This window comes from Marivita sp. (assembly GCF_048006345.1).
In the GTDB taxonomy this organism is placed as follows: Bacteria; Pseudomonadota; Alphaproteobacteria; order Rhodobacterales; family Rhodobacteraceae; genus Marivita.
The window spans coordinates 3,161,961-3,186,378 of the sequence record NZ_CP180351.1 but is presented as its reverse complement, the minus strand read 5'-3'; the positions used below and the strand labels follow the sequence as shown (position 1 = coordinate 3,186,378).

At 59.9% G+C, this 24,418-nt stretch carries 19 protein-coding genes and 1 pseudogene; 12 read left to right on the top strand and 8 right to left on the bottom strand.

The features are described 5' to 3' along the window. Nucleotide 1 precedes the first annotated feature (1 nt). The 8 genes and pseudogenes from ACMVPR_RS15575 to ACMVPR_RS15540 all read right to left on the bottom strand — a co-directional run bounded on the left by ACMVPR_RS15575 (nucleotide 2) and on the right by ACMVPR_RS15540 (nucleotide 9,507). The gene (locus ACMVPR_RS15575; RefSeq protein WP_416883624.1) at nucleotides 2-1,693 is read right to left on the bottom strand and encodes an FAD-binding oxidoreductase; all 1,692 of its coding nucleotides are present in this window, start codon (nucleotides 1,691-1,693) and stop codon (nucleotides 2-4) included. Between the two features lie 3 nt (nucleotides 1,694-1,696). After that, nucleotides 1,697-2,995, bottom strand: a complete 1,299-nt coding sequence (locus tag ACMVPR_RS15570; RefSeq protein WP_416883623.1) for a (Fe-S)-binding protein — start codon at nucleotides 2,993-2,995, stop codon at nucleotides 1,697-1,699. Further along, nucleotides 2,995-4,458, bottom strand: a complete 1,464-nt coding sequence (locus tag ACMVPR_RS15565) for an FAD-binding oxidoreductase (protein WP_416883622.1) — start codon at nucleotides 4,456-4,458, stop codon at nucleotides 2,995-2,997. The genes ACMVPR_RS15570 and ACMVPR_RS15565 overlap by 1 nt, the downstream gene beginning before the upstream one ends. A 444-nt stretch (nucleotides 4,459-4,902) precedes the next feature. Continuing rightward, nucleotides 4,903-5,976, bottom strand: a complete 1,074-nt coding sequence (locus ACMVPR_RS15560; protein WP_416883621.1) for an AraC family transcriptional regulator — start codon at nucleotides 5,974-5,976, stop codon at nucleotides 4,903-4,905. Between the two features lie 123 nt (nucleotides 5,977-6,099). Continuing rightward, on the bottom strand, nucleotides 6,100-6,993 hold the full coding sequence (locus ACMVPR_RS15555) for a SphA family protein (RefSeq protein ID WP_416883620.1): 894 nt from the start codon (nucleotides 6,991-6,993) through the stop codon (nucleotides 6,100-6,102). 160 nt (nucleotides 6,994-7,153) lie between these two features. After that, entirely contained in the window at nucleotides 7,154-7,774 is a 621-nt protein-coding gene (locus tag ACMVPR_RS15550) for a glutathione S-transferase family protein (protein WP_416883619.1), read from the bottom strand. Between the two features lie 17 nt (nucleotides 7,775-7,791). Continuing rightward, nucleotides 7,792-8,725, bottom strand: a pseudogene (locus ACMVPR_RS15545) (3-keto-5-aminohexanoate cleavage protein). A gap of 62 nt (nucleotides 8,726-8,787) precedes the next feature. Next, entirely contained in the window at nucleotides 8,788-9,507 is a 720-nt protein-coding gene (locus ACMVPR_RS15540; protein ID WP_416883618.1) for a GntR family transcriptional regulator, read from the bottom strand. A gap of 270 nt (nucleotides 9,508-9,777) precedes the next feature. Between ACMVPR_RS15540 and ACMVPR_RS15535 the strand changes: the two genes are divergently transcribed. The 12 genes from ACMVPR_RS15535 to ACMVPR_RS15480 all read left to right on the top strand — a co-directional run bounded on the left by ACMVPR_RS15535 (nucleotide 9,778) and on the right by ACMVPR_RS15480 (nucleotide 24,357). Next, nucleotides 9,778-10,668 carry a VOC family protein gene (locus ACMVPR_RS15535; protein ID WP_416883617.1) on the top strand — a complete coding sequence of 297 codons (891 nt, stop codon included), beginning with the start codon at nucleotides 9,778-9,780 and terminating at the stop codon, nucleotides 10,666-10,668. 49 nt (nucleotides 10,669-10,717) lie between these two features. Beyond that, entirely contained in the window at nucleotides 10,718-12,238 is a 1,521-nt protein-coding gene (locus ACMVPR_RS15530) for a bifunctional 3-(3-hydroxy-phenyl)propionate/3-hydroxycinnamic acid hydroxylase (RefSeq protein WP_416883616.1), read from the top strand. Between the two features lie 63 nt (nucleotides 12,239-12,301). Beyond that, nucleotides 12,302-13,450 (top strand): MFS transporter, encoded by a 1,149-nt coding sequence (locus ACMVPR_RS15525; protein ID WP_416883615.1) that lies wholly within the window; start codon nucleotides 12,302-12,304, stop codon nucleotides 13,448-13,450. A gap of 186 nt (nucleotides 13,451-13,636) precedes the next feature. Beyond that, nucleotides 13,637-14,647, top strand: a complete 1,011-nt coding sequence (locus ACMVPR_RS15520) for an NADP-dependent oxidoreductase (protein ID WP_416883614.1) — start codon at nucleotides 13,637-13,639, stop codon at nucleotides 14,645-14,647. A gap of 76 nt (nucleotides 14,648-14,723) precedes the next feature. Continuing rightward, nucleotides 14,724-15,569 (top strand): fumarylacetoacetate hydrolase family protein, encoded by an 846-nt coding sequence (locus tag ACMVPR_RS15515; protein WP_416883613.1) that lies wholly within the window; start codon nucleotides 14,724-14,726, stop codon nucleotides 15,567-15,569. Between the two features lie 81 nt (nucleotides 15,570-15,650). Beyond that, nucleotides 15,651-17,171, top strand: coding sequence for a class I adenylate-forming enzyme family protein (locus tag ACMVPR_RS15510; protein WP_416883612.1), 1,521 nt, complete (start codon nucleotides 15,651-15,653; stop codon nucleotides 17,169-17,171). Between the two features lie 40 nt (nucleotides 17,172-17,211). Continuing rightward, nucleotides 17,212-18,384, top strand: coding sequence for a cytochrome P450 (locus tag ACMVPR_RS15505; RefSeq protein WP_416883611.1), 1,173 nt, complete (start codon nucleotides 17,212-17,214; stop codon nucleotides 18,382-18,384). A gap of 35 nt (nucleotides 18,385-18,419) precedes the next feature. After that, nucleotides 18,420-18,875, top strand: coding sequence for a nuclear transport factor 2 family protein (locus tag ACMVPR_RS15500; RefSeq protein ID WP_416883610.1), 456 nt, complete (start codon nucleotides 18,420-18,422; stop codon nucleotides 18,873-18,875). A 522-nt stretch (nucleotides 18,876-19,397) separates the two neighbouring features. Further along, the gene (locus ACMVPR_RS15495) at nucleotides 19,398-20,648 is read left to right on the top strand and encodes a flavin-dependent oxidoreductase (protein ID WP_416883609.1); all 1,251 of its coding nucleotides are present in this window, start codon (nucleotides 19,398-19,400) and stop codon (nucleotides 20,646-20,648) included. A 36-nt stretch (nucleotides 20,649-20,684) separates the two neighbouring features. Continuing rightward, on the top strand, nucleotides 20,685-21,446 hold the full coding sequence (locus tag ACMVPR_RS15490) for an alpha/beta fold hydrolase (protein WP_416883608.1): 762 nt from the start codon (nucleotides 20,685-20,687) through the stop codon (nucleotides 21,444-21,446). A 98-nt stretch (nucleotides 21,447-21,544) separates the two neighbouring features. Beyond that, entirely contained in the window at nucleotides 21,545-23,419 is a 1,875-nt protein-coding gene (locus ACMVPR_RS15485; protein ID WP_416883607.1) for a feruloyl-CoA synthase, read from the top strand. 59 nt (nucleotides 23,420-23,478) lie between these two features. Next, on the top strand, nucleotides 23,479-24,357 hold the full coding sequence (locus tag ACMVPR_RS15480) for an amidohydrolase family protein (protein ID WP_416883606.1): 879 nt from the start codon (nucleotides 23,479-23,481) through the stop codon (nucleotides 24,355-24,357). Nucleotides 24,358-24,418 lie beyond the last annotated feature (61 nt).

The window sequence follows — 24,418 nt, the reverse complement described above, 5'->3', positions numbered from 1 at the left end:
GTCACAATCCATTCTTTGCGACGCCTTTAGAGGCGAATTTCAACACAGGTTCGGAGGACAGGAGCGGGCGCAGCGGTGGCAGGATCTTTTCCAGCACGGGGTGAACCTTGGGGATGACGTATTCCTTGGATTTGGAATTGTCGCCCGGATCGAAATGGTTCTTGATCTTGCGGATCTGGTGATGCGCACGGCCGACCCGTTCGCCCATCACTTCCTGCATCGGGCCTACCGTGAAGGTGACCATGCCGGTCGAGCCTTCACGCCAGGCATCCGCCACATGTGCAAGGAAGCCGTGGGTCGCAGCAGCGCGCGAGGCTTCGCTCGCGGGGTCGAACTGGTAGATGTTCTCGGACCACATGTAGCGGCCTTCATTGGGCCAGACCCACTGCTCTTCGCCCTGACCCGTTGTCAGATGTCCCCCCGGCTTGTTTTGGCCGCGTTGCGCTTTTTCGCCCATTTCCATCGCTCGGGGCAGGAAATGGAAGCTGTCGAACACCCCGAAGGAGGTCATGATGCCGCCCGCCGGTCGCAGCACGCGCGCGATGTACTGCGCGGTGACGAGGTTGTGGTAGAGCATCCACTCGTCTTCCTGCGCCAGTTCGATGAACCTTGCGCCGGTGCGGGTGACGATGTCCTCGATACAGGATTGCCGCCACGCGTGTTCCTCGGGGGAACGGGACGAGATCAGAACCGTCCAGTTCTTGTCATTCATCGGGTCGGCGACCGGGGCAATGGTGCCTTCACGGTCCTGTTCGACGAATTGGGTGTTGGACGATGTCACCGTCCAGGCAAGGCTGTTGGGCGGCATTCGTAGCATGGCAAAGCACAGATCGTCCTGCATCAGTTCGAACGTGGCTTTGGTCTGGCTGTCCCAGTCGGGCCAAACGATCTGGTAGAGCTTCGACAGCTCTGGCACTTTGGTGCCCAGTTGCGGGTGCTGACCGGCGTGTTGCAACTGGCCCTTGTTGGCTACGGGATAAAGCTTGATCCCGATCTTCGTGAAGACGCCAAGACCGCCCGCCGCGCCGAACAGACCACGGATCAGCCCGCGCGTGCCCGGCCCGGGGCCTTCGCCCGCGAACCAGCCCTTGTCGCCTTCGGCCGAGCCGCCGCGGATGATCTCGCCGGTGGGGGATACCCATTCCCATGCCAGCAGGTTGCGCATGTTCACCCCGGTGCTGAGCCCGGTCACCCCCACCCCGAACAGCGAGGTGGCCGAGGCCAGCGGCGAATGGGACGGGCCCGCCCCGACGATATGGCAGGTCAACCCATGCTCCAGCGCCTCGGCCTGGATCATGCCTGCCGTCGCATAGGGGCCGATGATCGCCATGCGGTCCTTGGGCACGATCTCGAGCGTGTTCATGCGACGCAGGTCGATGGCCACGGTGTTGGGTGCAGGCACAACCGCCATCGAGCCGTAGCCGGTGGAATGTGCCTTGAAGTGCAGCTTGTGCCGCAAACACGCCTTGACGATTTCGGCCACTTCTTCGGTGGTCGACGGCAGCACGATTGCGATCGGGAAATGCGCCGTGAACTTGTCACGGCCGGGGATTTCGCCGTTGCCGCAATACCACGAATAGCCGGTCATCACGGCGGGGTCGGTTTCCACATAGCGCGCGCCAAGGATCGCTTCGAGATCCTTGCGGGCCGCTTGGGGGAGAACCTGTACCTTGGATTTTCTCGCTTTGGCCATAGCTCAGGCTCCTTTCCCGGCATGCAGGGACGCCGCGACGACGTCGAGCAGGTCGACAACGGGTGCGCCCTCGGCGTTGCGGTTCATGTGGCTTGCACAATTGCCGCAACCGCTGACCATCGTGGCGCAGCCGGTCTGGGGAAGTTCGGCAAGTCGGCTTTTCGCGGCCTTGCTTGCGGCTTCGGGCACCGCCTCGGTCACGCCGCCATTTGCACCGCAGCAGAAACTGGAGTGACGGTTGCGTTCCAGTTCGAGCACATCGAGGCCGATCCGGCGCAGGATCTCGCGCGGGGCCTCGTAGCAGCCGTTGTTTCCGTAGCGCAGCTTGTCTGGCGCTTTCGAGATGTAGATGCCCGCAGGCACCCGTTCGAGCGACAAATCGCGCGGCTCCCAAACCTCGCTCAGGCGGCCCAGCTTGCAGGGGTCGTGATAGGCGACAGGGCCAGATGATGTATCGGAGGCCGATAAGAGAACCGTGCCCTCATCGGCCAATTCAAGCAGGTATTCCGTGATGTGCAGCACGCGCACATCTCCAAAAGACAGGCCGAGGCGCGGATAGATCGCGCGCCAGGCCGCAAGCGCCGCAGCGGAGAGGGTGACCACGGTTTTTGCGCCCGATGTGCCCACCTGTTGCAGGAATGCCTGCCCCAAGCGGCGCGCCTCGTCCTGATAGCCGAGGTCGAAGGCGGTGGAGCCGGAGCTTCCCTCTTCGCGGCCAAGGTTGCGCACGCGAATCCCGCTCGCCATCAGCGTGTCGGCGATCCGCCTCAATGTCTCGTGTTTGCTTTGATCATAGGCCAGCGCGCTGCCAACATGCAGAAGGATATCTGCGGCGCCATCTTTGGCCAGCGTGCCCTTGAGTTCGTCAGTCCAGTCGGCGCGACGGGCCGCCGGTTTGCCCTGTGCGTTGCCGGTTTCGGCAATCCGCGCCATGATGTCCTTGTGGGCCTCGGGCGAGCGGCCATCTGCGACGATCTTGGCGCGGAACGCATAGAGCCCGTCCAGCGGCTCTACCGTCTCGCCGAAGTTCAGTTTGCACGATGGATCGCACCCACCGCACATGGTGCAGGCGCTCACGATCTCGGTCAGGCGTTCGGTATAGTCGATTTCGCCGTGGAGAAGGCCGGAGGCCATGATCAGCTGGCCACTGGCGCTGTAGGCGTGGAACTCGCCGTAATCCATGCTGGGGCAGACAGAGGCGAATTCACGGCTTTTCGGCGTGGTGACGAATTTGCAATGCGAGCAGCGCATGCAGCGGTCGAGGAAATCGTGGCGGTCTTCAAGTTTTGCGGTTCCGTCCATTACCGGGCTCCTTCGTAGGGCAGGCGCTTTGGGTTCATGATCCCCTTGGGGTCAAGGATCGTCTTGGCCGCGGTCATCATGCGTCTGGCGTTGGGGGCGTTGCGGAAGGCAAGGTCGAACCATTCGCCATAGGGACGGCTGAAGAACGCGCCCGCTGCGTCACAGGCTGCAACAGCCTCGCGCCATTGGGCATCGACGGGCGTGCCGGTCGCCGTATCCTCGGGGCTGCAGGGAAGAGTGAAAGCGACGTGGCAGAAGGTGCCCTGCACCATCGGCTGGATGTAGGTGCCGACCTTGCGGGTCGCGAGCGGACCTGCTTTGAGGCCCTTGCTGCCTGCAGCAACCACGGTTTCGAGGTTGGAAAAGCTTTGCAGGAAGAAAAGTTCCTTGTGATTGCCTAGGAATTTGTCCTGATATTGCCCTTGCTCGGAAAGACGCAGGTCGGCGGCAAAGGTCTCTGCCGAAACACCCGCAAGATGTTCGGTCAGGTCGGCTCCATGGGTTTTGGCGCACGCCACGAGGTCCTTGTTTTGCCATTGCACGCGCTGTTCGGGGCGGTGCTGGTACCCGGCCAACGACACGAAGATGGTCCATGCAGGCAATTCAGCCGAGAGGCGGTCCAGATCGTCTTGCGACTTGCCTATCAGCATTGCCAACTGAACGGCGTCGACGATGAATAGCGAGCTGCACAAGCGACGGTTCAGCAGATCGCGGGCCAGCGCCACAAGCGTGCCAAGGCTGTCGGCTGACGCGAAATAACTTTTCTCAACCGTCGGGATCGGTTCGCAATAGATCGCGCCCCAGACCATTGTGGCAAGGCTGCCCTGTGCGCCCTGCGTGATGCGGACAAGGTCGATATGGGCGGGACCGGCTGCGAAGAGCTGGCGATGGCCGCGCTTGAGCTGTTGTTCGAGCGTGCCTTCGACAGCGGCGCCCCCGGTCTTGCATAGATCACCATTGCCCAGCACCATCGCTGTGCCGCCGAAAGGATCGCTGATGTCCCACTGCATGTCAGGCACCAGCGTCGGTTCCCGGTCGAGATAGCTGGTCAGAACCGATTTGCCTGCGCGCGGCTTGAGCGGGCGGTAGGCGCGCAGGTCGTGTGGACGCAGGAGGTCGTCGATCATGCCGAAATTGACGCCTGGTTCGATGATCGCGATCTTGTCGCGTCGGTCGGCATGGATCAGCCTTTGCAAGCCCGACAGGTCCGCGACGACGCTGCCAGGAGCCTGCGGGACGGTATCTCCCCGGCGGCGCGGACCGGTCGAGGAGACCGGCACAATGGGCACAGAGGCGTCATTCGCCCATTTGACGAGCGCCTGCACGTCCTCGAGCCGCTTGGGCGTGACGACGGCTGCAGGCGCAAAGCCGTCCTGTGTGTCCCTGTCTGAAGCATAGGGCGCACAGCGTACAACCTCGGAGGAAGCCGCGAGCGCACCGGGTATTCGAACCTGAAGTGACATGGATGGTCCTTGTTGTCTTGGGGCCGGATGCACCGCGCACGCAAACACGGGTACGATCCCGCGAAAACGGTCGCAAAGTGCCGCGCCCGAGGAGCGGCAAATGGGCCTGGAATGGAGTGTGTCCGGTGGTGACGCGGCGCAGCAGGTGGGCCGCTCGCGCCGCGTCAACCGGTCAGTTCAGCGACGTGGGAGGACGTCCTGAAAAGGCAATTCTCTGAGTTCTGACATGGCGTTTTCCTCCCCAGGAAACGATGATGCGTGGTTCCGGGACAGGTTGCCCCGACATGCTCTTGGCTCCCAGGTGCAACCGGGAAGACCAAACTGACCAAGACGCGGTATTCTGTTGGTCAGGGGTCCCCCCGGAGCTGTACAGCCGACAATTGAACATGTTACGTTGGGAAATTCTGCGCTTGAAATGCAGCTTTGTCCGCTTGTGCCGTCTTTTTAACCGACAGTTCCGTCTGGATTTCGGCTTTGGGCGGGCTTGTTCTGGCGCGACACGGACTTGGCGAATTCCTGTGGAGACATCCCGCAGGATTTCCGGAAGGCCTCGCGGAAGCCTGCCTCGGATTTGTAGCCCAGTTCGCATGAGAGATTCGAGATGGTCTTGCCCCCGAGAGTCAGTTCGCAGCGCGCCAGATGCATCCGCCAGGATCGCAGGTAATCCATCGGTGGCACGCCCATGATTTCCTGAAATCGCAAGGCAAAGACGGCGCGTGACATGCCCGAAAGGCGGGCCAGTTGTTCCACGGTCCATTGGGTGCCGGGCGCGTCGTGGATCGCCTCTATGGACTTGCTGATCCGCGGTTCGGACAGCCCCTTCATCCAACCCGGCGCGGTTCTGGAATGGTCCTGCGAATGGCTGCGAACGACATGCGCGAGAAACAGTTGCGCTGCTTGCGCGGCAAGAAACCGGAAGCCGGGTTGATCCGGTGCGACTTCCAGCATGTGGATGTCTGTGAAGAAGCTCAGGATATTTGCACCGGTCGCCGATGCGTTCTGGCGCAGGATGAAGGGAAGATCCGCAACAAGCGGGCCATAGTGACTGTCTGCCCAGTCAAAGGTGAAGGACAGAGCGCGCATCGTTTCGGTGCCGGGTCCGCCGAGTTCGAGCTTTCTCATTGGGGTCGATTTTTGGTTGGATCGAACTGCGACGAACCGGCCTTCTTCCCAGATGCGGTCCGTTCCAACCGGTTGACCCGGCATCGTGGCTGCTGAGGACACTAGGATATCTTCGCCGCAGTAGCCGCGGGGCATGACGAAAGTGTCCCCAGGCCCATAACTTTCCGCGGGCAAGCGGCCATGCTTGAGCCAGAGCGTGCCTTGCGTGACGGTACAGACGAGGGGTTTGTGCTGACGAACCCGAAGTGTCCAAGGGGCGGTGAATTCGAAAAAGGCGATGTCGGCAGCGGCCACCTTGAGGCTCGAAAGCACTTCGCCCATCAGGTCGCGTGTGGGGAACAGGTCCTCGGGCGGACCGGCCATCTCGTCAGTTTTGCTTTTGCGTAAAGGTGACATGGCGGCCTCTTTGGAACGACACATGCAGTAAATTCAGATCATTGAGACGAGGTCGATCTTAAATTCGCAGAGACTGCCCGCATGAGTGATTCCGCAGGCAGTCCTGAAGTTTGGAGCTATGGATCAGGGCTTGCCGATTGGCGTCGTGAAGTTGATCAGCAACTTGTCGCCGCCAGCGGTGTTGCGGACATGATAGTCGTGCACGTAGTTCACGTTGAGCTCCATCGGACCGAAGCGTTTGCTCAGGCCAACGCCGATGCCGTATTGTTCGGCGCGCCCGCTGGTCGTACCGCCATAGGCGAAACCGTTGTTTTCGTCATCCGTCACCTGCTTGCGGAAGTAACCGACCGGGCCGATGCTGAACCCGCCAAGGTCCTTCATTGCGGTCCAGTTGAGCATGATTTCGTTTCCGGACTTGTAATTGGTGTCGTCGTTCTCGCCATACATGATGTAATTGGCATGAGCCGAAAGGTTCCAACCGTCGCGCAGATAGCTGAAGCCAATGTCGATGGCCGCTGCCGGCGCGTTGCTGCCAAGGTTGACCGCCCCCGGGGCCGTGTCGAACTTGCCGGTTGGCAACGAAAAGCTGATGCCCGACTGCACGAAAATACCGGGCTGCAGCATCCAGGAGATGTTCAACGGTGACAGGATTACGTCACCGACCCCGCTTTCCGAGGTCGAATCTCCGAACGCCGTTTGCGTGGCATGCACCAGCGGGATGTTGATCATTCCGCGATAGGACCCGCCAAGCAGGGTGAAGCCCGGCACCCAGTGCAGCTGTTGGGCGGAACTGTTTACGTCCAGCTCGATCGGCAGTTCGGTATCGCCCGAATAGACATTGCTGCGGAAAATTTCGCTGCGCTGGATGAAGTAAAGCCCCGGAGGCGGGTTGGCGCCGACCGGCACGCCGATGCTTCCGCCGGATGGCATCATTGTCGGTGTGCCCGGCTCTTTGGCGAGGCTCGGGGCAGCGGCGATCGTTGCGGCGGCTGCCAGTGCATGGAGTAGTTTTTTCATGGTGTCCCTCCCTTGATTGTAACTGGATGTCTTCCGCATCGGACTGAACGGGCGCGTTTCTCCTCAAAAAGCCCGTCGGAATGCAAAAGACGAAACTGAATCTGGTAACTTTGCTTGGCTGGGTATTCGCGGTTCTCCCTGCGATTTGGATGCTGTTTCGTCAGGCGGCCGTAGCCTGTTCACGGGCGAAAACGCGTTGAACGGCGGGCCGGTCTTTCATGCGGGCGTAGAAGCGCGACAGGTTGTCTGGGGTGTCGATGCCAAAGGCCGCCGCCCAATGTGTCAGGTAGAACAGCGCAGCATCGGCGATGCTGAAGCTTCCCATCAGAAAGTCTTTGTCTCCGAGCGCCGCTGACAGTGTTTGGAGCCCCTCTGTTACAACTTTCCGGCCCATCGCCCGAAGTTCGTCCTGGGCGGCTGGATCCGAGACGAATTTGGGTGCCGCGATGATGAGGGCGAAGCCGCGCATGTGGATGCTGGCCACCATGTAGTCGAGCAATTCCTGCACCCGGATTTCGCCGTCGACATCCTTTGGGAGCAGATCTGCTTCTGGATTGGTGCGTGCCAGCCAGAATGCGATTGCGCTGAACTCGGTCAGCAACCTGCCATCATCGCGGACCAGCGCAGGCACTTTGCCCTTGGGATTGACTGAACGGAATGCCGGGGTGAACTGCTGCCCTGCCCGGACATCAATGGCTTCGGCATCGAAGGTCGCGCCGATTTCCTCGACCAGGATGTGAATGCCGATGGAACAGGCGTTCGGCGAATAATAGAGCTTCATGTAACGGGAACCTTTGATCAGAACTTCACATGCCCCGCGCCCTTGAGGGCGAGGCGGTCGCGGGCTTCGTCGGGGGTGGCAATGCCGTAGCCAAGCTCGGTCACGATGCGGACGATCTTTTCGACCTGCTGCGCGTTCGAGGTGGCCAGCTCGCCTTTGGTAATGTTGAGGCTGTCCTCGAGTTCCGACACGGACATTGCCGCCAAGAAGCGCGTTCTGTGTGCACATCGGCATCTGGTGGCGCCCGGCGGCCAGCACCGAGAATTCCAGATCGTTTCCGAAAAGGCGCTGCGCCATGCGCACCATGTGCAGAAGGTTGTCGCAATCCGCCCCGGCACCGCCGAGTACGCCCATCACGAACTGTACGAAGACCGGACCTTCATAGAGCTTTTGATCCATGACGTATGCGAGATTGTAGAGATGGCCGAGATCGTAGCATTCGAACTCGAAGCGGGTGCCGTGTCCCTTGCCGAGCCGGTTCAGAATCTCCTCGATCGAGGCGAAAGTGTTGGCGAAGACGCTGTCCTTGGTGTTCTCGAGAAAGGGCTTTTCCCAGGAATGCTTGTATTCCTTGATCCGACGCGCTCCTGCGAACAGGCCCACATTGATAGACCCCATGTTCAGCGAGGCCATCTCCGGGCTGGTCTGTTCGGCCGCGCGCAGACGTTCGTCCATGGTCATGCCGGGCGCACCGCCAGTCGAGAGGTTCAGCACCGCATCCACCTGCTGCTTGATACGCGGCAGGAATTCCATGAACACCTCGGCCGAGGCAGTGGGGCGACCGTCCTCGGGGTCGCGGGCATGCAGGTGGATGATTGATGCACCGGCCTTTGCTGCGGCCACGGATTCATCGGCGATCTGCGTCGGGGTGATCGGCAGATAGGGCGACATAGATGGCGTGTGCAAGGAGCCTGTGACAGCGCATGTCACAATAACGTTTCGTTGACCCATGGTTCCTCCCGATGGGGTGTCTGTCTTTTTGGTGTGAAAGGCTGTGTCGGCGGACGCAGCGTCTACTGGTCTTCCGTCAAAGTGTTTGCGACGGGCTGTACGGAGGCGCGCGGGACATCCGAGAACGGAGCGTCCGATGACAGAAGAATATCCGCCGTCTTGTTCAGATGTTGGGCAAGCAGATTGCAGGCAAGATCGGCATCGCGTGCCAGAACAGCTTCTGCGATGCCTTTGTGCTCCTCGTGCGGGTCGCGTTGAATCTTGGTGTAAGGCAGCAGCAAGCGGCGATACCGTTCTGCTTGGGTAAACATCTGGTCCCGCAGCTTCAGGCGCCATTTGCTGTCGCAGGCGCTGATCAGGCTGTCGTGAAACGCCGCGTGCAGGTCGCTCCAGCGGGGGTTGAATGCGGTCGGATTCGTTTCTGACCGAGTGGGCGTGCGTTCAAGTTGATGCCAGATGCTCTTGATCTTGCCTTCCCATTCGAGGTCACCAAGGCGAATCGAACGGCGCAGGCAGTTGAGTTCGATCTCGACCCGGACAGAGGTCAGATCCGTGAGATCTGCAACGGATATCGGCGCTGTCACAAACCCGCGCTGCGGCTCGGAAACCACGAGGCCATCCGATGTCAGCCGCGCCAGTGCTTCGCGGACAGCTCCAGGGCTGACCTCCATTTCCTTGCTGATCTGATCGATTTGCAGCTTTTTCTGTGGGGGGTAAACGCCATCCAGCAGACGCTGCCTCAGCGCCTCGTAGGTCTCGATCGTGCGACTCTTCGCTGCCATATCGCCCTCCCTTGCGTATCAAGGCTCGTTCATTTCATCGACTTTTAGGGTAAAAATGAATTTGCTGCAATAAAATATTTTTTTTGTAGACAAATAGATCATCAAGGGGCTAGGTCCGGTGTAGATCAGCAATCGCGAGGAGGAGCGCGAGCGTGTTCGACCTGTTCCGCACCGTGATGTGCCGGGCCGACGAGACCGCATTGTTCCTTTGCAAAAGCCTCACTTTGCGCCTCGATGCAGCGCGCCGTGCACAAAACAGGAGACTTCCGTATGAGTTATTTGATCCGGCAGATGGGCCATGTGGTGATTTCCTCACCCGATCCCGAAGCGGCGGCCCAACACCTGAGCGACGTTGTCGGCTTGCGGATCACCGAGCGGGATGGCGACAGCGTCTATCTGTCGAGCAACAACCGCCATCACGAAGTCACCTATGTAAAGGGTGAAGCAGCCGTTCTGGCCTGTGGTCTGGAAGCAGTTAGCGCCGAGGCCGTTGACGAAGTGATGGCGCGGGCGAAATCCGATGGTCTGACCATCCTGTCCGATGCGCCGATGGGCAAACACTACGACCGCGCCGTGCGCATTGTGGCGCCCGGCGGGTCGATCTTCGAGATCCACACGCCCATCGCCCGCACCGAGCCGCATCGCTATATCGGCGGTGGCGGTCCGCGCCCCAAGCGGATCGAGCACATGAATTCCTTCTCGGGTGATACCGCTGCCTTTGGAGAATTCTGCGAGAAAGTCCTGTCGATGCAGTTGTCAGATCGCACAAGCGATGACGGTCTGCGCTGGTACCGCGCGCAGGACGGGTTCCACCATACGATCGCCATGGGGACCGGCCCTGAGATGCTGCATCACTACGCGTTCGACCATCATTCGATGGAAGACCTGGTTCGCATTGCAGACAACCTGACGATCAAGGACGAAGCAATGGTCTGGGGGCCGGGTCGCCACGGCGCGGGCAGCAACATCTTCACCTATTACGCCGATCCGCATGGCTGCATCGTCGAGAACTCGGTCGAGATGGCGCATATCGACAACGACGCCGTCTATCACCCACGCGCATGGGATATTTCTGAAGGTCTTGCCGGGCGCTGGCTGAACCAGTGGGGCACTCCGCCTACACCTGGTTTCCTTGCCGGTGGACTGAAATTCGCAAGCTGACAGGAGTAGTGCAGCGGGACACCCCGCTGCATCCTTGAGGGAGGATATCATGGCGCATTACGACGTTGCCATCATCGGTTACGGCCCAACCGGCAAGGTGCTGGCCCGGCAACTGGTCGACAAAGGGCACAGCGTTGCCATCATCGAACGCTGGCCCGAAGCCTACCCGCTGCCCCGCGCGGTTGGTTTCGACCACGAAATCAAGCGGATGTTCCACGCGCTTGGTGTCGCTTCGGAGGTCGAAAAGATCTCGCGGCCGATGAACAACTACGTGTGGTACAATGCGGACTGGAAGATCCTGCTGGAGCTGACCAACAACAAGGACACGATTTCGGGTGGACCCGAGGGCTACTTGTTCAACCAGCCCGATTTGGAACGTGTGCTTGAGGCGGATCTCCAGGGCCGTGACGGTCTGACAACTTACCTGGGTCACGAGGCCCTGTCGGTCCAAGATTTGGGGGATGAGGCCAAGGTGCGTCTTGCGCCTTTCGATGCCGCCAGCCAGACGGCTCAGACCGATGCGGCTTTCGAGATCAGTGCAGATTATCTTGTTGGTTGCGACGGGGCAAAAAGCCTTGTGCGCCACGCCATCGGTGCGGAGTTCGACGATCTCGGCTTCGATGCGCATTGGATCGTCGTCGATGTGCGGCCCAATGACATCAGTAGCCTGCCGGTGCCGGATGCCGCGCAATGGTGCAACCCCGAGCGACCCACGACCATCGTGCCAAGCGGCGTTGCGATGCGCCGTTGGGAGTTCATGGTCAAGCCGGGTGAGGACCCGCAGGAGCTGGTCAAGACGGAAAACGTCTGGGGGCTTCTGTCGCAATGGGTCAAGCCCGACGAGGGCGAGCTGATCCGATCGGCTGCCTATAACTTCCGGTCGCTCATTGCACGGGGCTGGCGCAAGAACCGAATGATGATCGCGGGTGATGCTGCGCACCTCATGCCGCCGTTTATGGGGCAGGGCATGTGTTCGGGGTTGCGCGATGCCTGGGGTCTGGCCTGGAAGCTGGACTGCGTACTGTCGGGAACCGCACCGGTCAGTTTGCTGGACAGTTATGAGGCCGAGCGCGCTTCGCATGTCGAGGTCGTGATCCGCATGTCGATGGAGTTGGGCAAGATCGTCTGTGAAGCCGATCCCCAAGCAGCACGCATGCGCGACGAGGCATTCCTGTCGGGACAGGTGCCGCCGCCGCCTGCCTATCCGGGGCTCATGGCCGGGCTGATCTCGAAAACCCCGTTGGCAGGGGCGCTTTCCCCACATGACGAGATCGAGCAGGATGGAAACTTGTGCCGGCTTGATCAGGTCACAGGGCGCAGTTTCGCGCTTCTGACGTTGGATGCGCCGTCCGAGGAAGTGCGGACCAAGGCCGCGTTGGTCGGCGCGGTCATCGTGCAGGTCGGTCGCAACGGCGCGCGCGAAGCAGCCGGGCGGATCAGCGGGTTCATGGCCGAAACGGGGGCGCGAACGCTGCTCGTCCGGCCTGATTTCTACATTTTCGGCAGCAGCACGAGCGATGAGGAGACCCTCGCGCTGCTGGATGACTTGGATGCTGCGATGGCGCCGTAACGATCACTGACGCCGGGAAACAGAACAACACACCCGGTGCTTTTCCTGTGGGAGGATACCTGAATGTCAACTGTTGATAAGAAACGATCCTGGTTTGCCCTGATCACGGGCCATATGGCCGGTATGATCGATCTTGCCGCTTTGCCGGTTTGGGTCGGGACGCTGATCGCGGGCTACAGTTTTCTTCCGGCCCAGGCTGGAGGCCTCGCGACGCTGTTCCTGATCGGCGTTGTGTTGTGCAACCTTGTCGTGTCGGCCCGGTTCCACACGATGAATGGGCGATGGCTGGCACCACTTGGGTTCTGGGTCGCAGCCTTTGCCTTTGTGGCCATGACACGGATCACGGATTTCGTTCCACTTGCGGTGCTGCATTTCGTGGCAGGTGTTGGCACGGGTATCGGCATTTCGCTGACACACGGGTCGATGGGCTTGTCGCGCAATCCGCATCGCGTCTTTGCAATGGCAAGTTTCGGTCTTGGAGTTTTGGCCGTTGTCTATCTGGGTGTCACACCGCAGGTGATCGCCGCGTCGGGCCCGTCGATGCTGTTCTGGGTGTTCGCCGCCGTGATGGGCGTTGCGGCGCTGGTACACACGCTGTTCTTTCCGCGTGTCGAACCGCCTGCCGTGACGCACACGCAAGGTGGGAAAATGTCGCCAAAGGTCTGGTTCCTGATCCTTGGTATCGTCTGTATGGCGCTCAACAACGCGATGGCGCTCAGCTTTGCAGAACGCGCCGGGATCGATGGCGGCTTCGGGGCAGAGCAGGTGCAATTGGCCCTGATCACCATGGGCATCGTCGCCATCCTGCCCGCGATCATCGCCGCTGTGCTTGAAAAGAAACTGTCCGTGATGTGGGTTGCTCCGATCGGTGCTTTGCTTCATGGCGGCTGCGCCTTGGTGATGCTGTCGGCGGATGAGTTTACGTTCTTCATGGCACCGCTGATCTTCATGCCGTTCCTGATGATCTTCACCCATACCTTCCTGTTCGGCTATCTGGCCAAGCTCGATCCGACGGGCCGGGCCGTGGCGGCCACCCCGGCGATGGTCATGACCGGATCGGCCATTGGACCGTTCCTGGGCGGGACCATCGTCCAGAACTTCGGGTATCCGACGCTCGGCATTGCGACCTTCGTTATCGCGCTGATCGCTGTCGGCGCATACCTCAAATCAAAGAGCATATCCGAGGGAAGTGCGGCGTACGAAACCGCGTAACCGTAAGATTAGAAGGGGTTCGTGAGGAGATGAGCAGTTGGTGGATCTGGATCGTGCCGCTTTGGCCTGTCACCCCGGGACGGTCTTCGGACCGTACACCGGAGCACTCAAGCCAGACATCATGAGACAGACCGCCAACTGTTCATTGCCTGACCGGCGACACGCCGTGACCCGAAAGTGAGTACCGTGCAGAATACGCAAATTCACCTCGTCTCGCGTCCCGGCTCCGAAGGACCAGGTCTTGAGAATTTCGACATCGTCCAAGTGCCGCTGCGCCCAATCGAGGACGGGGAAATCCTGCTTTCGACGGAATATCTGTCGCTTGATCCCTACATGCGCGCCCGCATGTACGAAGGCGTCAACTATGCCGAAAGCGCGCAGCTGGGCGCGCCGATGATCGGGAGCACGGTGGCCCGCGTCCTTGAAAGCCGGAACGCCGATTTTCGCGAAGGCGACTTCGTCGAAAGCTGGCATGGCTGGCAAAGCCATCACATCAGCAGTGGTGACGGGCTGCGCAAGATCGATGCATCGATTGCGCCCGTTTCGACTGCGCTGGGCGTTTTGGGGATGCCGGGGCATACAGGCTATGGCGGGATGCTTCGGCATGGCAGACCGCAGGCTGGGGAAACGGTTGTCGTATCCGCCGCCTCGGGCACGGTTGGAGGCGTTGCCGCCCAGATCGCCCGGATCAAGGGGGCGCGGGTCGTCGGTATCGCGGGCGGGCCGGAAAAATGCGCGTTTCTGACAGACACGCTGCGGCTCGACTCGGCGGTTGATCATCGCGCGCCAGATTTCGCCGCAAAGCTGGTCGCCGCCTGCCCGGACGGGGTGGATGTGTATTTCGACAATGTCGGCGGCGATGTTTTTGCTGCCGTGTTGCCGCTGATGCGGGCAGGGGGGCGCATCCCTGTCTGCGGCACGATCGCAGTCAATCGAGATGGTGCGCCGCAGATCGGCGAGGACCGGATGAACTGGGTCCTGTCGCGCGTGTTGGTACGGCAACTCACGATCGCGGGCTTCATCTATCCGCAATTTTTCGACATGGCCGAGGCTTTTCGCGCGGACATGTCCGCCTGGATCGCCAGTGGCGAACTCGCCTATCGCGAGGACATCGTCAACGGTCTCGAGAACGCGCCACAGGCGTTCCTCGGCCTGTTCGAGGGTCGCAACTTCGGCAAGCTGTTGGTGCGCCCGTGACCGATAAACGAATTCAAGAGCGCGGTGCGGTGCTTCCCACGCGCGCTGGAACCCACCCCAAGAAGGACAAGACACCATGAAACTCGGACGTTTCCGGACCGCAGACGGCATCAATTTGGGCAAGTTGGCGGGGGATCAGATCGTGGACCTGACGGCGGCAGGCTACGGCACGTCGATGCGCGACCTGCTGACCCGCCTTCCCGAGATCCGCGACGAGATCGCTGCCGTTGATGGCCCTACCGTGCCGCTTAAGGGTGCCACTCTCGAAGCGCCGATCGCTGATCCGCAGAAATTCCTCGCTCTGGGAATGAATTACAAGGAACATGCCGATGGCGCGCGCAAGGCGGGCATCCCGGTGCCGGACTCGCAGTTGTGGTTCAACAAGCAAGTGTCTTGCATCAACGGCCCCTACCACGACATCGACCTGCCCAAAGTGTCCGAGAAACTGGATTACGAGGCGGAATTGGCCGTGATCATCGGCAAGCGCTGCAAGCATGTAGATCCGGCTCGTTACCGCGAGGTTGTGGCCGGTTATGCCGTCGCGAATGACGTGAGCGTGCGCGACTGGCAGCTGCGGTCGCCGACCTTCACGCTGGGAAAGTCGTTTGACACACATGGCCCATTCGGCCCGTGGATCACCACCGATGACGAGGTCGACGATCCGCAAGCGCTGCCGATTCTTGCACATGTGAACGGAGAGGTCCGACAGGACTCGAATACCGACGACATGATCTATTCGATTGCCGAACAGATCGCCTACATCTCGACCGCCTTCACGCTCGAGCCGGGCGATGTCCTCCTAACGGGCACTCCGTCAGGAGTTGGGATCGAAACCGGAGTATTCCTCAAGGAAGGGGACGTTGTCCGGATCGAGATCGGCAATCTCGGCCATATCGAGAACAAGGTGGCCGTGCTGGGCTGACCCCGGTGGCCGGGGCGAGCCGCGACGATGCGGCACGCCCCCCGATTTGCAGGGCATGGTGCAACCAAGGGAGACAGGTTGATGGATATCACGCATCTGGGACAGGCGGCGCGGCGCGCGGCGGAGCGGTTCGGCGACAAGGACGCGCTGGTCTTCGAGGGGCGCATCTTCTCCTTTACTGAACTCAGTGATCTGGTCGAGCGGGCGGCGGCCGGGCTGGCAGCGGCCGGTGTGGGCCAGGGGGACATCGTCACGCTTTACGCGGGCAATTCCTGGGAATGGATCGTCAGCTATTACGCCATTGCCCGCGCGGGTGCAGTCATCAACCCGATCAACACCATGCTGACGCCGGAAGAAGTTGCCTTTGTCGTGGGCGATTGCGGCGCGAGCGCCATTATCGCATCCGTTGACAAGCTGGCGGGGGCGACGGCCGTTCTGGACAAAGTGAAGCTTGCGGTGGCCATCGCGGCGCAGGCCCCCGAAGGCATGGTAACCTTCGATGACCTGCTGACCGGCGATGCCCCCGCCTTGCCGGAGATCGAGGTAGAGGCCGCCGCGTTGTCGACCATCTGCTACACCTCTGGCACGACAGGCCATCCCAAAGGCGCCATGCAATCGCACCGGGCGGTCCTTACCAACGGTGCAATGACCGCACAGATGCAAATGCGCGGCCCCGGCGATACCGTGATCAGTGCGTTGCCCTGTCCGCATGTCTACGCCAATGTGGTGATGCAGAGCATGATGCTTTTCGGGGCCAAGCTGGTCCTGCATGCGCGCTTCGATCCGGCGGCGTTCCTTGCGGATATCGCGGCGCACAAGGCCACGGTGATCGACGGCGTGCCGACGATGTACATGTTCATGCTCAGCGCGCCCGAGCTTGCTACAACCGACTTGTCCAGCCTGAACCGGGCCTATGTCGGCGGGCAAACGATGCCGGTTGCCACGATGGAGCGGGTCGAGGCTGCCTTTGGCATTCCGCTGATCGAGCTTTGGGGCATGACCGAGATCGCCGGACTGGGCACCACGCATCCGCTCTATGGCCGCAACCGGCACGGCTCCATCGGAGTGGCGCTGCCCTATTGCGAAGTGCGCATCGCCGATACCGAGGATCCCGAGCGCGTTCTGCCCAATGGCGAGGCAGGCGAACTGCAGGTCCGCGGGCCAATCACGATGATGGGCTATTACGGCAACGAAGAGGGCACGCGATCGACGCTTTTACCTTCCGGCTGGCTACGCACCGGGGATGTTGCGATCAAGGAGGATGATGGCTGCGTCTTCATCGTGGACCGGCTCAAGGACATGATCATCACGGGCGGCTTCAACGTCTATCCTGCCGAGATCGAGCGGGTGCTGGCAAGCCATCCCGATGTCACGCTCTGTGCCGTGGGCAAGCGCGCTGACGAGATCAAGGGCGAGGTTGCGGTCGCCTTCATCGTGCCGACGCGCGACGCGTCCCGCGACAAGGAGGCCATGCTGGCCTTCTGCCGCGAACACCTCGCTTCTTACAAATGCCCCCGCGACATTCGCTTTGTCGAGGACGTTCCCAAAACCAGCACCGGCAAGATCATGCGCCGCGAACTCTATCGGCTGGACCAGGACTGACATCGGCAGGCGCGATGGACTGGGAATTGGAGAAAAGGAAATGACAGCACTCTACAGATCGCCTGTCGACCTCTACAGTCTTGAGGCCTTGGCAGACCCTTACCCGATCTATGACAACCTGCGCGAAGGCGGACCGGTAGCCTATCTCGAAAAGCTTGGGATGTACGCCCTGACGCGGTTCGATCACGTTCAGGATGCTTTAAAGACGCCCGAGGTCTTCAGTTCGGGTCAGGGTGTGATGATGAACGATGCAATGAACGAGGCCACACGGGACATCATGCTTTGCGCCGATGGTGAACGTCATTCTCACATGCGCCGATTGTTCCAGCGCCCCCTGATGCCGAAATCCCTTCTCGACATCAAGGACCAGATCACGCAGATGGCCGAGGAGCTTGTCGAGCGTTTGGTAGCGCAAGGCTCTTTCGATGCCGTGGCGGACCTTGCGCATTACCTGCCGATCACGATCATCAGTCGGCTTGTCGGGTTGCCCGAGGAAGGCCGTCAGAACATGATGCGCTGGGCGGCGGACGGCTTTGACTGTTTCGGCCCGATGACGCCGCGGCTGGGTCCGGCCTTCGCATCCGTGCAGGAAAGCGTTGCCTATATCCGGGAGAACAACCATCCCGGCAAGGTGAAGCCCGGAAGCTGGACCGACCAGTTGCACCAGACGGCCAAGGCGGCAGGCCTGCCACCCGAAGCGGCGGTCATGATGGGACTGGATTACATGGGCCCGTCGCTTGATACGACGATCTTCGCGATTTCGAGCGGCGTTGCGCTCTTCGCGCAGAACCCAGGTGAATGGGACAAGCTGCGCGACGACCCGAGCCTGTTGCCATCGGCCATCAACGAGATCATCCGTGTCGAGTCACCGATACAGGGCTTTTCTCGTGTAACCACGATGGAGCATGCCTTTGACGGCGTCACGATTCCGGCACAGCGCCGGGTGATCGTTCTCTACGGCGCAGCCAACCGGGATCCGCGCAAATGGGATATGCCCGAGCGCTTCCTGATCGATCGCCAGCAACATCACGACCAATTGGGGTTCGGTCGCGGGTCGCATACCTGCGCGGGCTCGAACCTGGCCAAGCTGGAGATGATCGCGATCTTCTCGGCGCTGATCACGCGCGTTGCGCGTTTTGAGGCGGGCGAAGGCACGCGTGCGGTCAACAGCGTGCTGCGCGGATACACGCACCTGCCTGTCACCATTCATTGATCCGGGCCGTTTTGCCCTTTGCGAAAGGACACATCATGCCGAACATCGCCGCGAAATGGATTGCCGCAGGGCTTCTGTCGCTCTGTCTCGGGCTGCCGACAGGAGCCAAAGCAAACGATGCCAAGGAGCTTGTCATACGTGCCCTTACCGAAGCCATGATCGAGCGTGACGTGACCGCCATCGATCGGTATTGGGCCGAGGACTATATCCAGCATAACCCGATGGCGCCATCAGGTCGCGAACCGATCCGCGGTTTGATTGCGAATGCGCCCAAGGGCGCAACATACGAGATGGGTATGGTCATCGCAGAAGGCGATCTCGTCGCGGTGCATGGCAGGATCACGGGCATCGGCCCAAAGCCGCTGATCGCGATAGACATCTACCGCGTTGAGGATGGCATGATCGCCGAGCATTGGGATGTCATTCAGGAAGAAGTGCTGGAAACTGCATCCGGCAATCCGATGTTCGAACCCGCGCAGCCCATGCAGTGACCTTTGGCCGACAACCGGCGAAGACATTGGCCGTTTCTTCGCCGCCCCGCCCCGTCGGTGCGCGAAGCCAGCGTCAAACAGCCAGGGTCGGACAATCCGATCGGCCGCGTCGCGAAACGGACTGCAGGGCGTAAGGTGTGCGCTTCTTGTGGCACGGGCCCGGCGCGCTCGCCGAACCAGGGCCTGGGGTCTTTCGTGCGATCCGATTGCGGGCCCGATCCGCAGCAAACCTGCCAGGCATCCCATCGGTTTCTTCCCTTATTTCAACGCTCTGGCAAAACCATCGCCGGACCCGAGTGTTTGTCGTGTCGCTCCCCTGGTCTTGCGCCGGGCGCAATCCTCTTGTCGTCCCGCCTCAACGTCAGGGGGCAGGCCCGGCCTTGCCGGTTCTGACTTTCGGCGGCGGAAACAACAGTCGAAAGCATATTGCCAAAATCTGGCTTGCTCGCTACAAAATATCACATCGCGACATTGTTGTCGTATAGAGGCAAAAAGCAACGCTAGACTGCGGAGGACATCGTCATGAAAGTAGCCATTGCCGGAGGGGGGATAGGCGGACTCACATTGGCGCTAGCGCTGCATGACCGCGGGATCGATGTGACAATCTTCGAAGCGGTTCGTGAACTTCGACCCTTGGGTGTCGGGTTGAACGTCCTGCCGCACGGCGTGAAAGTGTTGTTCGATCTTGGGCTCAAAGACCCGCTCGTTGCGTCAGCAATCCAAACCAAAGAACTTTTCTATTTTGACAAGTTCGGCAGCGAAATCTGGAGCGAGCCAAAGGGCATGTACGCGGGGTTCGACTATCCGCAATTGGCGATCCGGCGCGGCGAGTTGCACAGCATTCTTCTTGACGCCTGCCGGGAGAGGCTGGGCGCGGAGAAAATCCGAACCGGGCATGAGTTCCAACATTTTGAACAACTGGACGATGGTCGGGTGGCCTGCACATTCGCCGACAGGAACGCAGACGGCGCGCCGGTCATCATCACCACAGACGTTTTGGTGGGCGCGGATGGGATTCATTCGGCCGTTCGCGCGCAATTGTACCCCAAAGAAGGAGAGCCGAAGTGGGCTGGTCAGTATATCTGGCGTGCCGTCAGCGAGGCTGAGCCCTTCTTATCGGGCAAGACAATGTTCATGGCCGGTCCCAGCGCAACAAAGTTCATTGCCTACCCGGTATCCCAGAAACATGCGGACCGGGGCAGTTCTCTGATCAACTGGATCGCGGAAATCACCGTCGACCCGAGCCAGGGCTTTCCCAAGGAAGACTGGAACAGGATCGGCAAGATCGAAGATTTCATGCCGATCTTCGAAAACTGGGACTTCGGCTGGATCAACATCCCCGAACTCATCCGGAAAGCCGAAGTCATCCACGAATTTCCCATGGTCGATCGTGACCCGGTTGACCGCTGGAGTTTCGGAGCAGTGACTCTTCTTGGTGATGCCGCGCACCCGATGTATCCGAATGGATCGAATGGCGCGTCTTCGGCCATTCTGGATGCCCTGGCGCTTGCAGAGGCGCTGGATTCGGATGGTTCGGTAGAAAACGCCTTGATCGCCTATCAGGTGGACCGCCTGCCAGCGACGACCAAAATCGTTCACCTGAATCGCCAGCGCGGCCCCGAGCAGGTGCTGGAGATTGCGGACCAGCGCGCGCCGAACGGATTTGAGAATATCGAAGATGTGATTCCACGGCAGGAACTGGAAGAAATCGCGGAACGCTACCGTCGCGTCGGCGGATTTTACTACGCGCGCACCGAGGCCAAACAGGCCTGATCGGCCCGCTTTATTCGCGGAATTGGGAAGGAAAAAATGCCTATTCAGTATACGATCATCGGTGACGGCCCCGAACATGTTCTGGTGCTGCATGGATGGTTCGGGGATCACAGCGTGTTTTCCCCGATCTTTCCCTCGCTCGATACCGAACGCTTCACCTATGTCTTTCCGGATTACAGGGGTTACGGGAAATCAATCGCGATGACCGGAGCTTACACGGTTGACGAAGTGGCCACGGACGCTTTGGAACTGGCCGACACCCTGGGGTGGGACAGATTCCACATCGTGGGGCATTCCATGGGTGGAATGGTGGTTCAGAGACTGATGGTTGACGCCCCCCAACGTGTGAAAAGCGCCGTTGCGATCACGCCTGTTCCTGCGTCCGGCGCCCCTCTGGATGAAGAGGGGGAAAAGCTGTTCAGCGGCGCCTGCGCGGATGACGCCCTGCGGGCGATGATCGTCGGCGCATCCACCGGAAACCGGCTGAGCGAGACTTGGGTGCGCAAGATCGTTCACGATTCACGCGCTCAGACCACGCCGGACGCGTTTCAGGGCTACATGAGAATGTTCACCGGAACGGATTTCGCCGCGGCAGCGAAGGGGAACAAGACACCCATTCTTGTGCTGCCCGGAGAGTGTGACGGGGCGCTGACCGTGGATGTCATGCAGCAGACATTCATGAAGTGGTATCCCAATGCCACTTTGAAAGTCATCGGAAACGCGGCGCACTACCCGATGCAGGAAACCCCGGTCTTTCTGGCAACGGAAATCCAGAAGTTCTTTGAGGCGCATGCCTGAAGCATCCGGGCCGTTCAGATCCACAAATCTGATCGACGCGCCGAGGCAATATCACTGCCGCCCTGCCCGAATTGAAATTCCAGATTGTGAGACACTCAATGTATGAAGCCGATCCATCGAATGCACCTCTTGGTCATGTCGAGCGCGCCGAATGGGCAAAAAAACTGACAACGACGAAGTACCTTCCGCACCGTGTCACAAAGGTGGCGCGGCCGGATGGCTCGATCTTGCTGATGAGCGATTACGCTTTGCCCGACTATGCGAGCAGCACCGGCGTTTGGCTGGACAATTGGGCCAAAAGTGCCCCGGACAGAATAGCGTTCTCCGAAAGAGCTTTGGATGAGGAAGCCTGGCGAGACCTGACCTATGGGGAGTTGCATCGTCAGGTGCGTGCCATAGCGGCGTCTTTGCTTGGCAAGGGGCTGGGCAGCTCTGACACGATCGCAATATTGTCAGGCAACGGGATCGATCATTTGCTCCTGTCGCTGGCAGGCCAATATGTCGGCATTCCGGTTGTCCCGCTTGCCGAGCAATATTCGCTTCTGCCCGAAGCAAGGGATCGTCTGACCTATGTGCTGAACAAGGTCCGTCCGAAGATGGCCTTTGTCGATGATGCAACGCTTTACGCATCGGCTCTTGCATTGCCGGCGCTGGAAGACGTTGAAATTGTTTCTGTCCGGGGGCAGGTACCAAACTCCGTGACGTCCTTTCAGGACTTGCTGCGGGGGGACGAAGCGGCAGATGTGGATGCTGCGCATAAAGCCGTCGGGCCTGATACGCTGGCCAAGATCCTCTTTACGTCTGGCTCCAGCGCAGACCCAAAAGGTGTTCTGACAACGCATCGCATGCTTTGTGCCAACCAGGCGCAGCTGTCGACGGTCTTTCCGTTCTTGACGGAAAAACCGCCCCGACTGACGGACTGGCTACCCTGGAACCATGTTTTTGGCGGAAGTCACAACGTCAACATGACCCTGGCCAATGGCGGAAGTTTCACGATCGATAAAGGCAAACCGACCGCGAAGCAGTTCAAGACCTCGCTTCGGAACTGGATAGACCGGCCGGGAACACTGGCATTCAATGTGCCGGTTGGATTTTCCATGTTGATTTCCGCACTCTCGGGCGACGCCGACCTTCGCAGACAAGTCTTCGAGGATGTGGACCTGATTACCTATTCCGGGGCTTCATTGCCGCAGAACGTCTGGGAAGAGCTTGAGCGGATCTGCATCGACGTAAAAGGCGGGTTGCCGTTGATGAATGCGGGCTATGGCCTTACCGAGACCGCGCCCGCGTGCCTTATGGTCCATGAGCCGATCGGGCGCTCCGGCGTCATCGGCGTTCCGATGCCCGGTGTCGAAGCAAAGCTTGTTCCCCTTGAGGCAAACAGGTTTGAAATCCGCGTCAAGGGCCCCAACATCACACTTGGATACTATGATGAACCGGCCAAGACCAAACAGTCCTTCGATGAAGAAGGCTACTTCGTGACCGGGGACGCTGTCCGGTTTGTCGATCCCGCGGATCCCTTGCAGGGTTTGATGTTTGACGGTCGGATCGGCGAGGATTTCAAGCTTGAAACCGGAACGTGGGTGCAGGCCGGAACGCTGCGCCTCAACCTCATCAAGGAACTGGGGGCGCTGGTCCGTGACATCGTGATTTGCGGACACGACCGTTCCGAAGTGGGTTTGATGATCTTCCTGCAGGAAGGCTCCGCTCAGAATGCCGAGAAAGTGCAGGGCGCGGTGATCGACCCCGTGCTGGCTGCCGAAATCACATCCCGTTTGCGCGCCTTGAATGCAGCGACCTCCGGTTCGGCAAAAACCGTAACACGCGCCATTCTCCTGGAAGAACCGCCGAGTGTGGCAGGCAAGGAAATCACCGACAAAGGCACACTGAACGTGCGCAATATCCTGCAAAGGCGCGCGTCGCTTCTCGACAGGCTCTATGACAACAGTGATCCGGCGGTTTTCCTGGTCTGAGCAAAGCAACTTCCTGCAAGGATCAGGCAAGTCTTTCTACCGCACAGGAGGATATCGGCATGATTGATTTTCAAAAGATACGGGCGATAGATTTTCACACCCATGCTGAAGAGCCATGTGGTTGCCACACGGACGATGGGCTGGACGATCTGCACGCCGCGATGGCGTCGTATTTTAATGCGCCGTGGAGCCATCCTCCGACCATTGAGCAGACTGCTGCACACTATCGTGAGCAAAATGTTGCGGCTGTCATTTTCCCAGTCGATGCGGAACGCGAGACCGGATACACTCGCTATGACAATTATCAGGTCGCAGATATTTGTTCGAAGAACAGCGATATCTTGATCCCATTTGCCTCGGTCGACCCTGCAAAGGGAAAAAAGGGCGCACGAGAGGCGCGCGATCTGGTCGCAAATCATGGTATTCAGGGGTTCAAGTTTCACCCGACCATGCAGGGGTTCTACCCAAACGACCGTGTGGCCTATCCGCTTTACGAGGCGATAGCAGAAACCGGAAAACCTGCGTTGTTTCACACTGGTCAAACGGGTGTCGGATCCGGAATGCCCGGAGGAAATGGCATGCGTCTGAAATATTCAAATCCGATGTACATGGATGATGTTGCCGTCGATTTTCCAGACATGCCCATAATCCTGGCGCACCCTTCCTTTCCCTGGCAGGAAGAGGCTTTGTCCGTAGCTCAGCACAAGCCAAATGTCTACATTGATTTGTCGGGCTGGTCTCCCAAGTATTTTCCAGAAATTCTTGTGCGCTATGCAAATACTCTTTTGCGAGAAAAGATGCTTTTTGGGTCTGACTGGCCCATGATCGCGCCCGAAAAGTGGTTGAACGCCTTTGAGAAGGCGAACTTCCGGGACGAAGTCAGACCGCTGATACTCAAGGAAAACGCGATGAAACTACTGGGGGTGAACCCCCAATAGCTTTGGGGGCCTCCGCGGTTGCCGGCCGAGCGCACAGGACGAAGTTGACTGTATGATACAA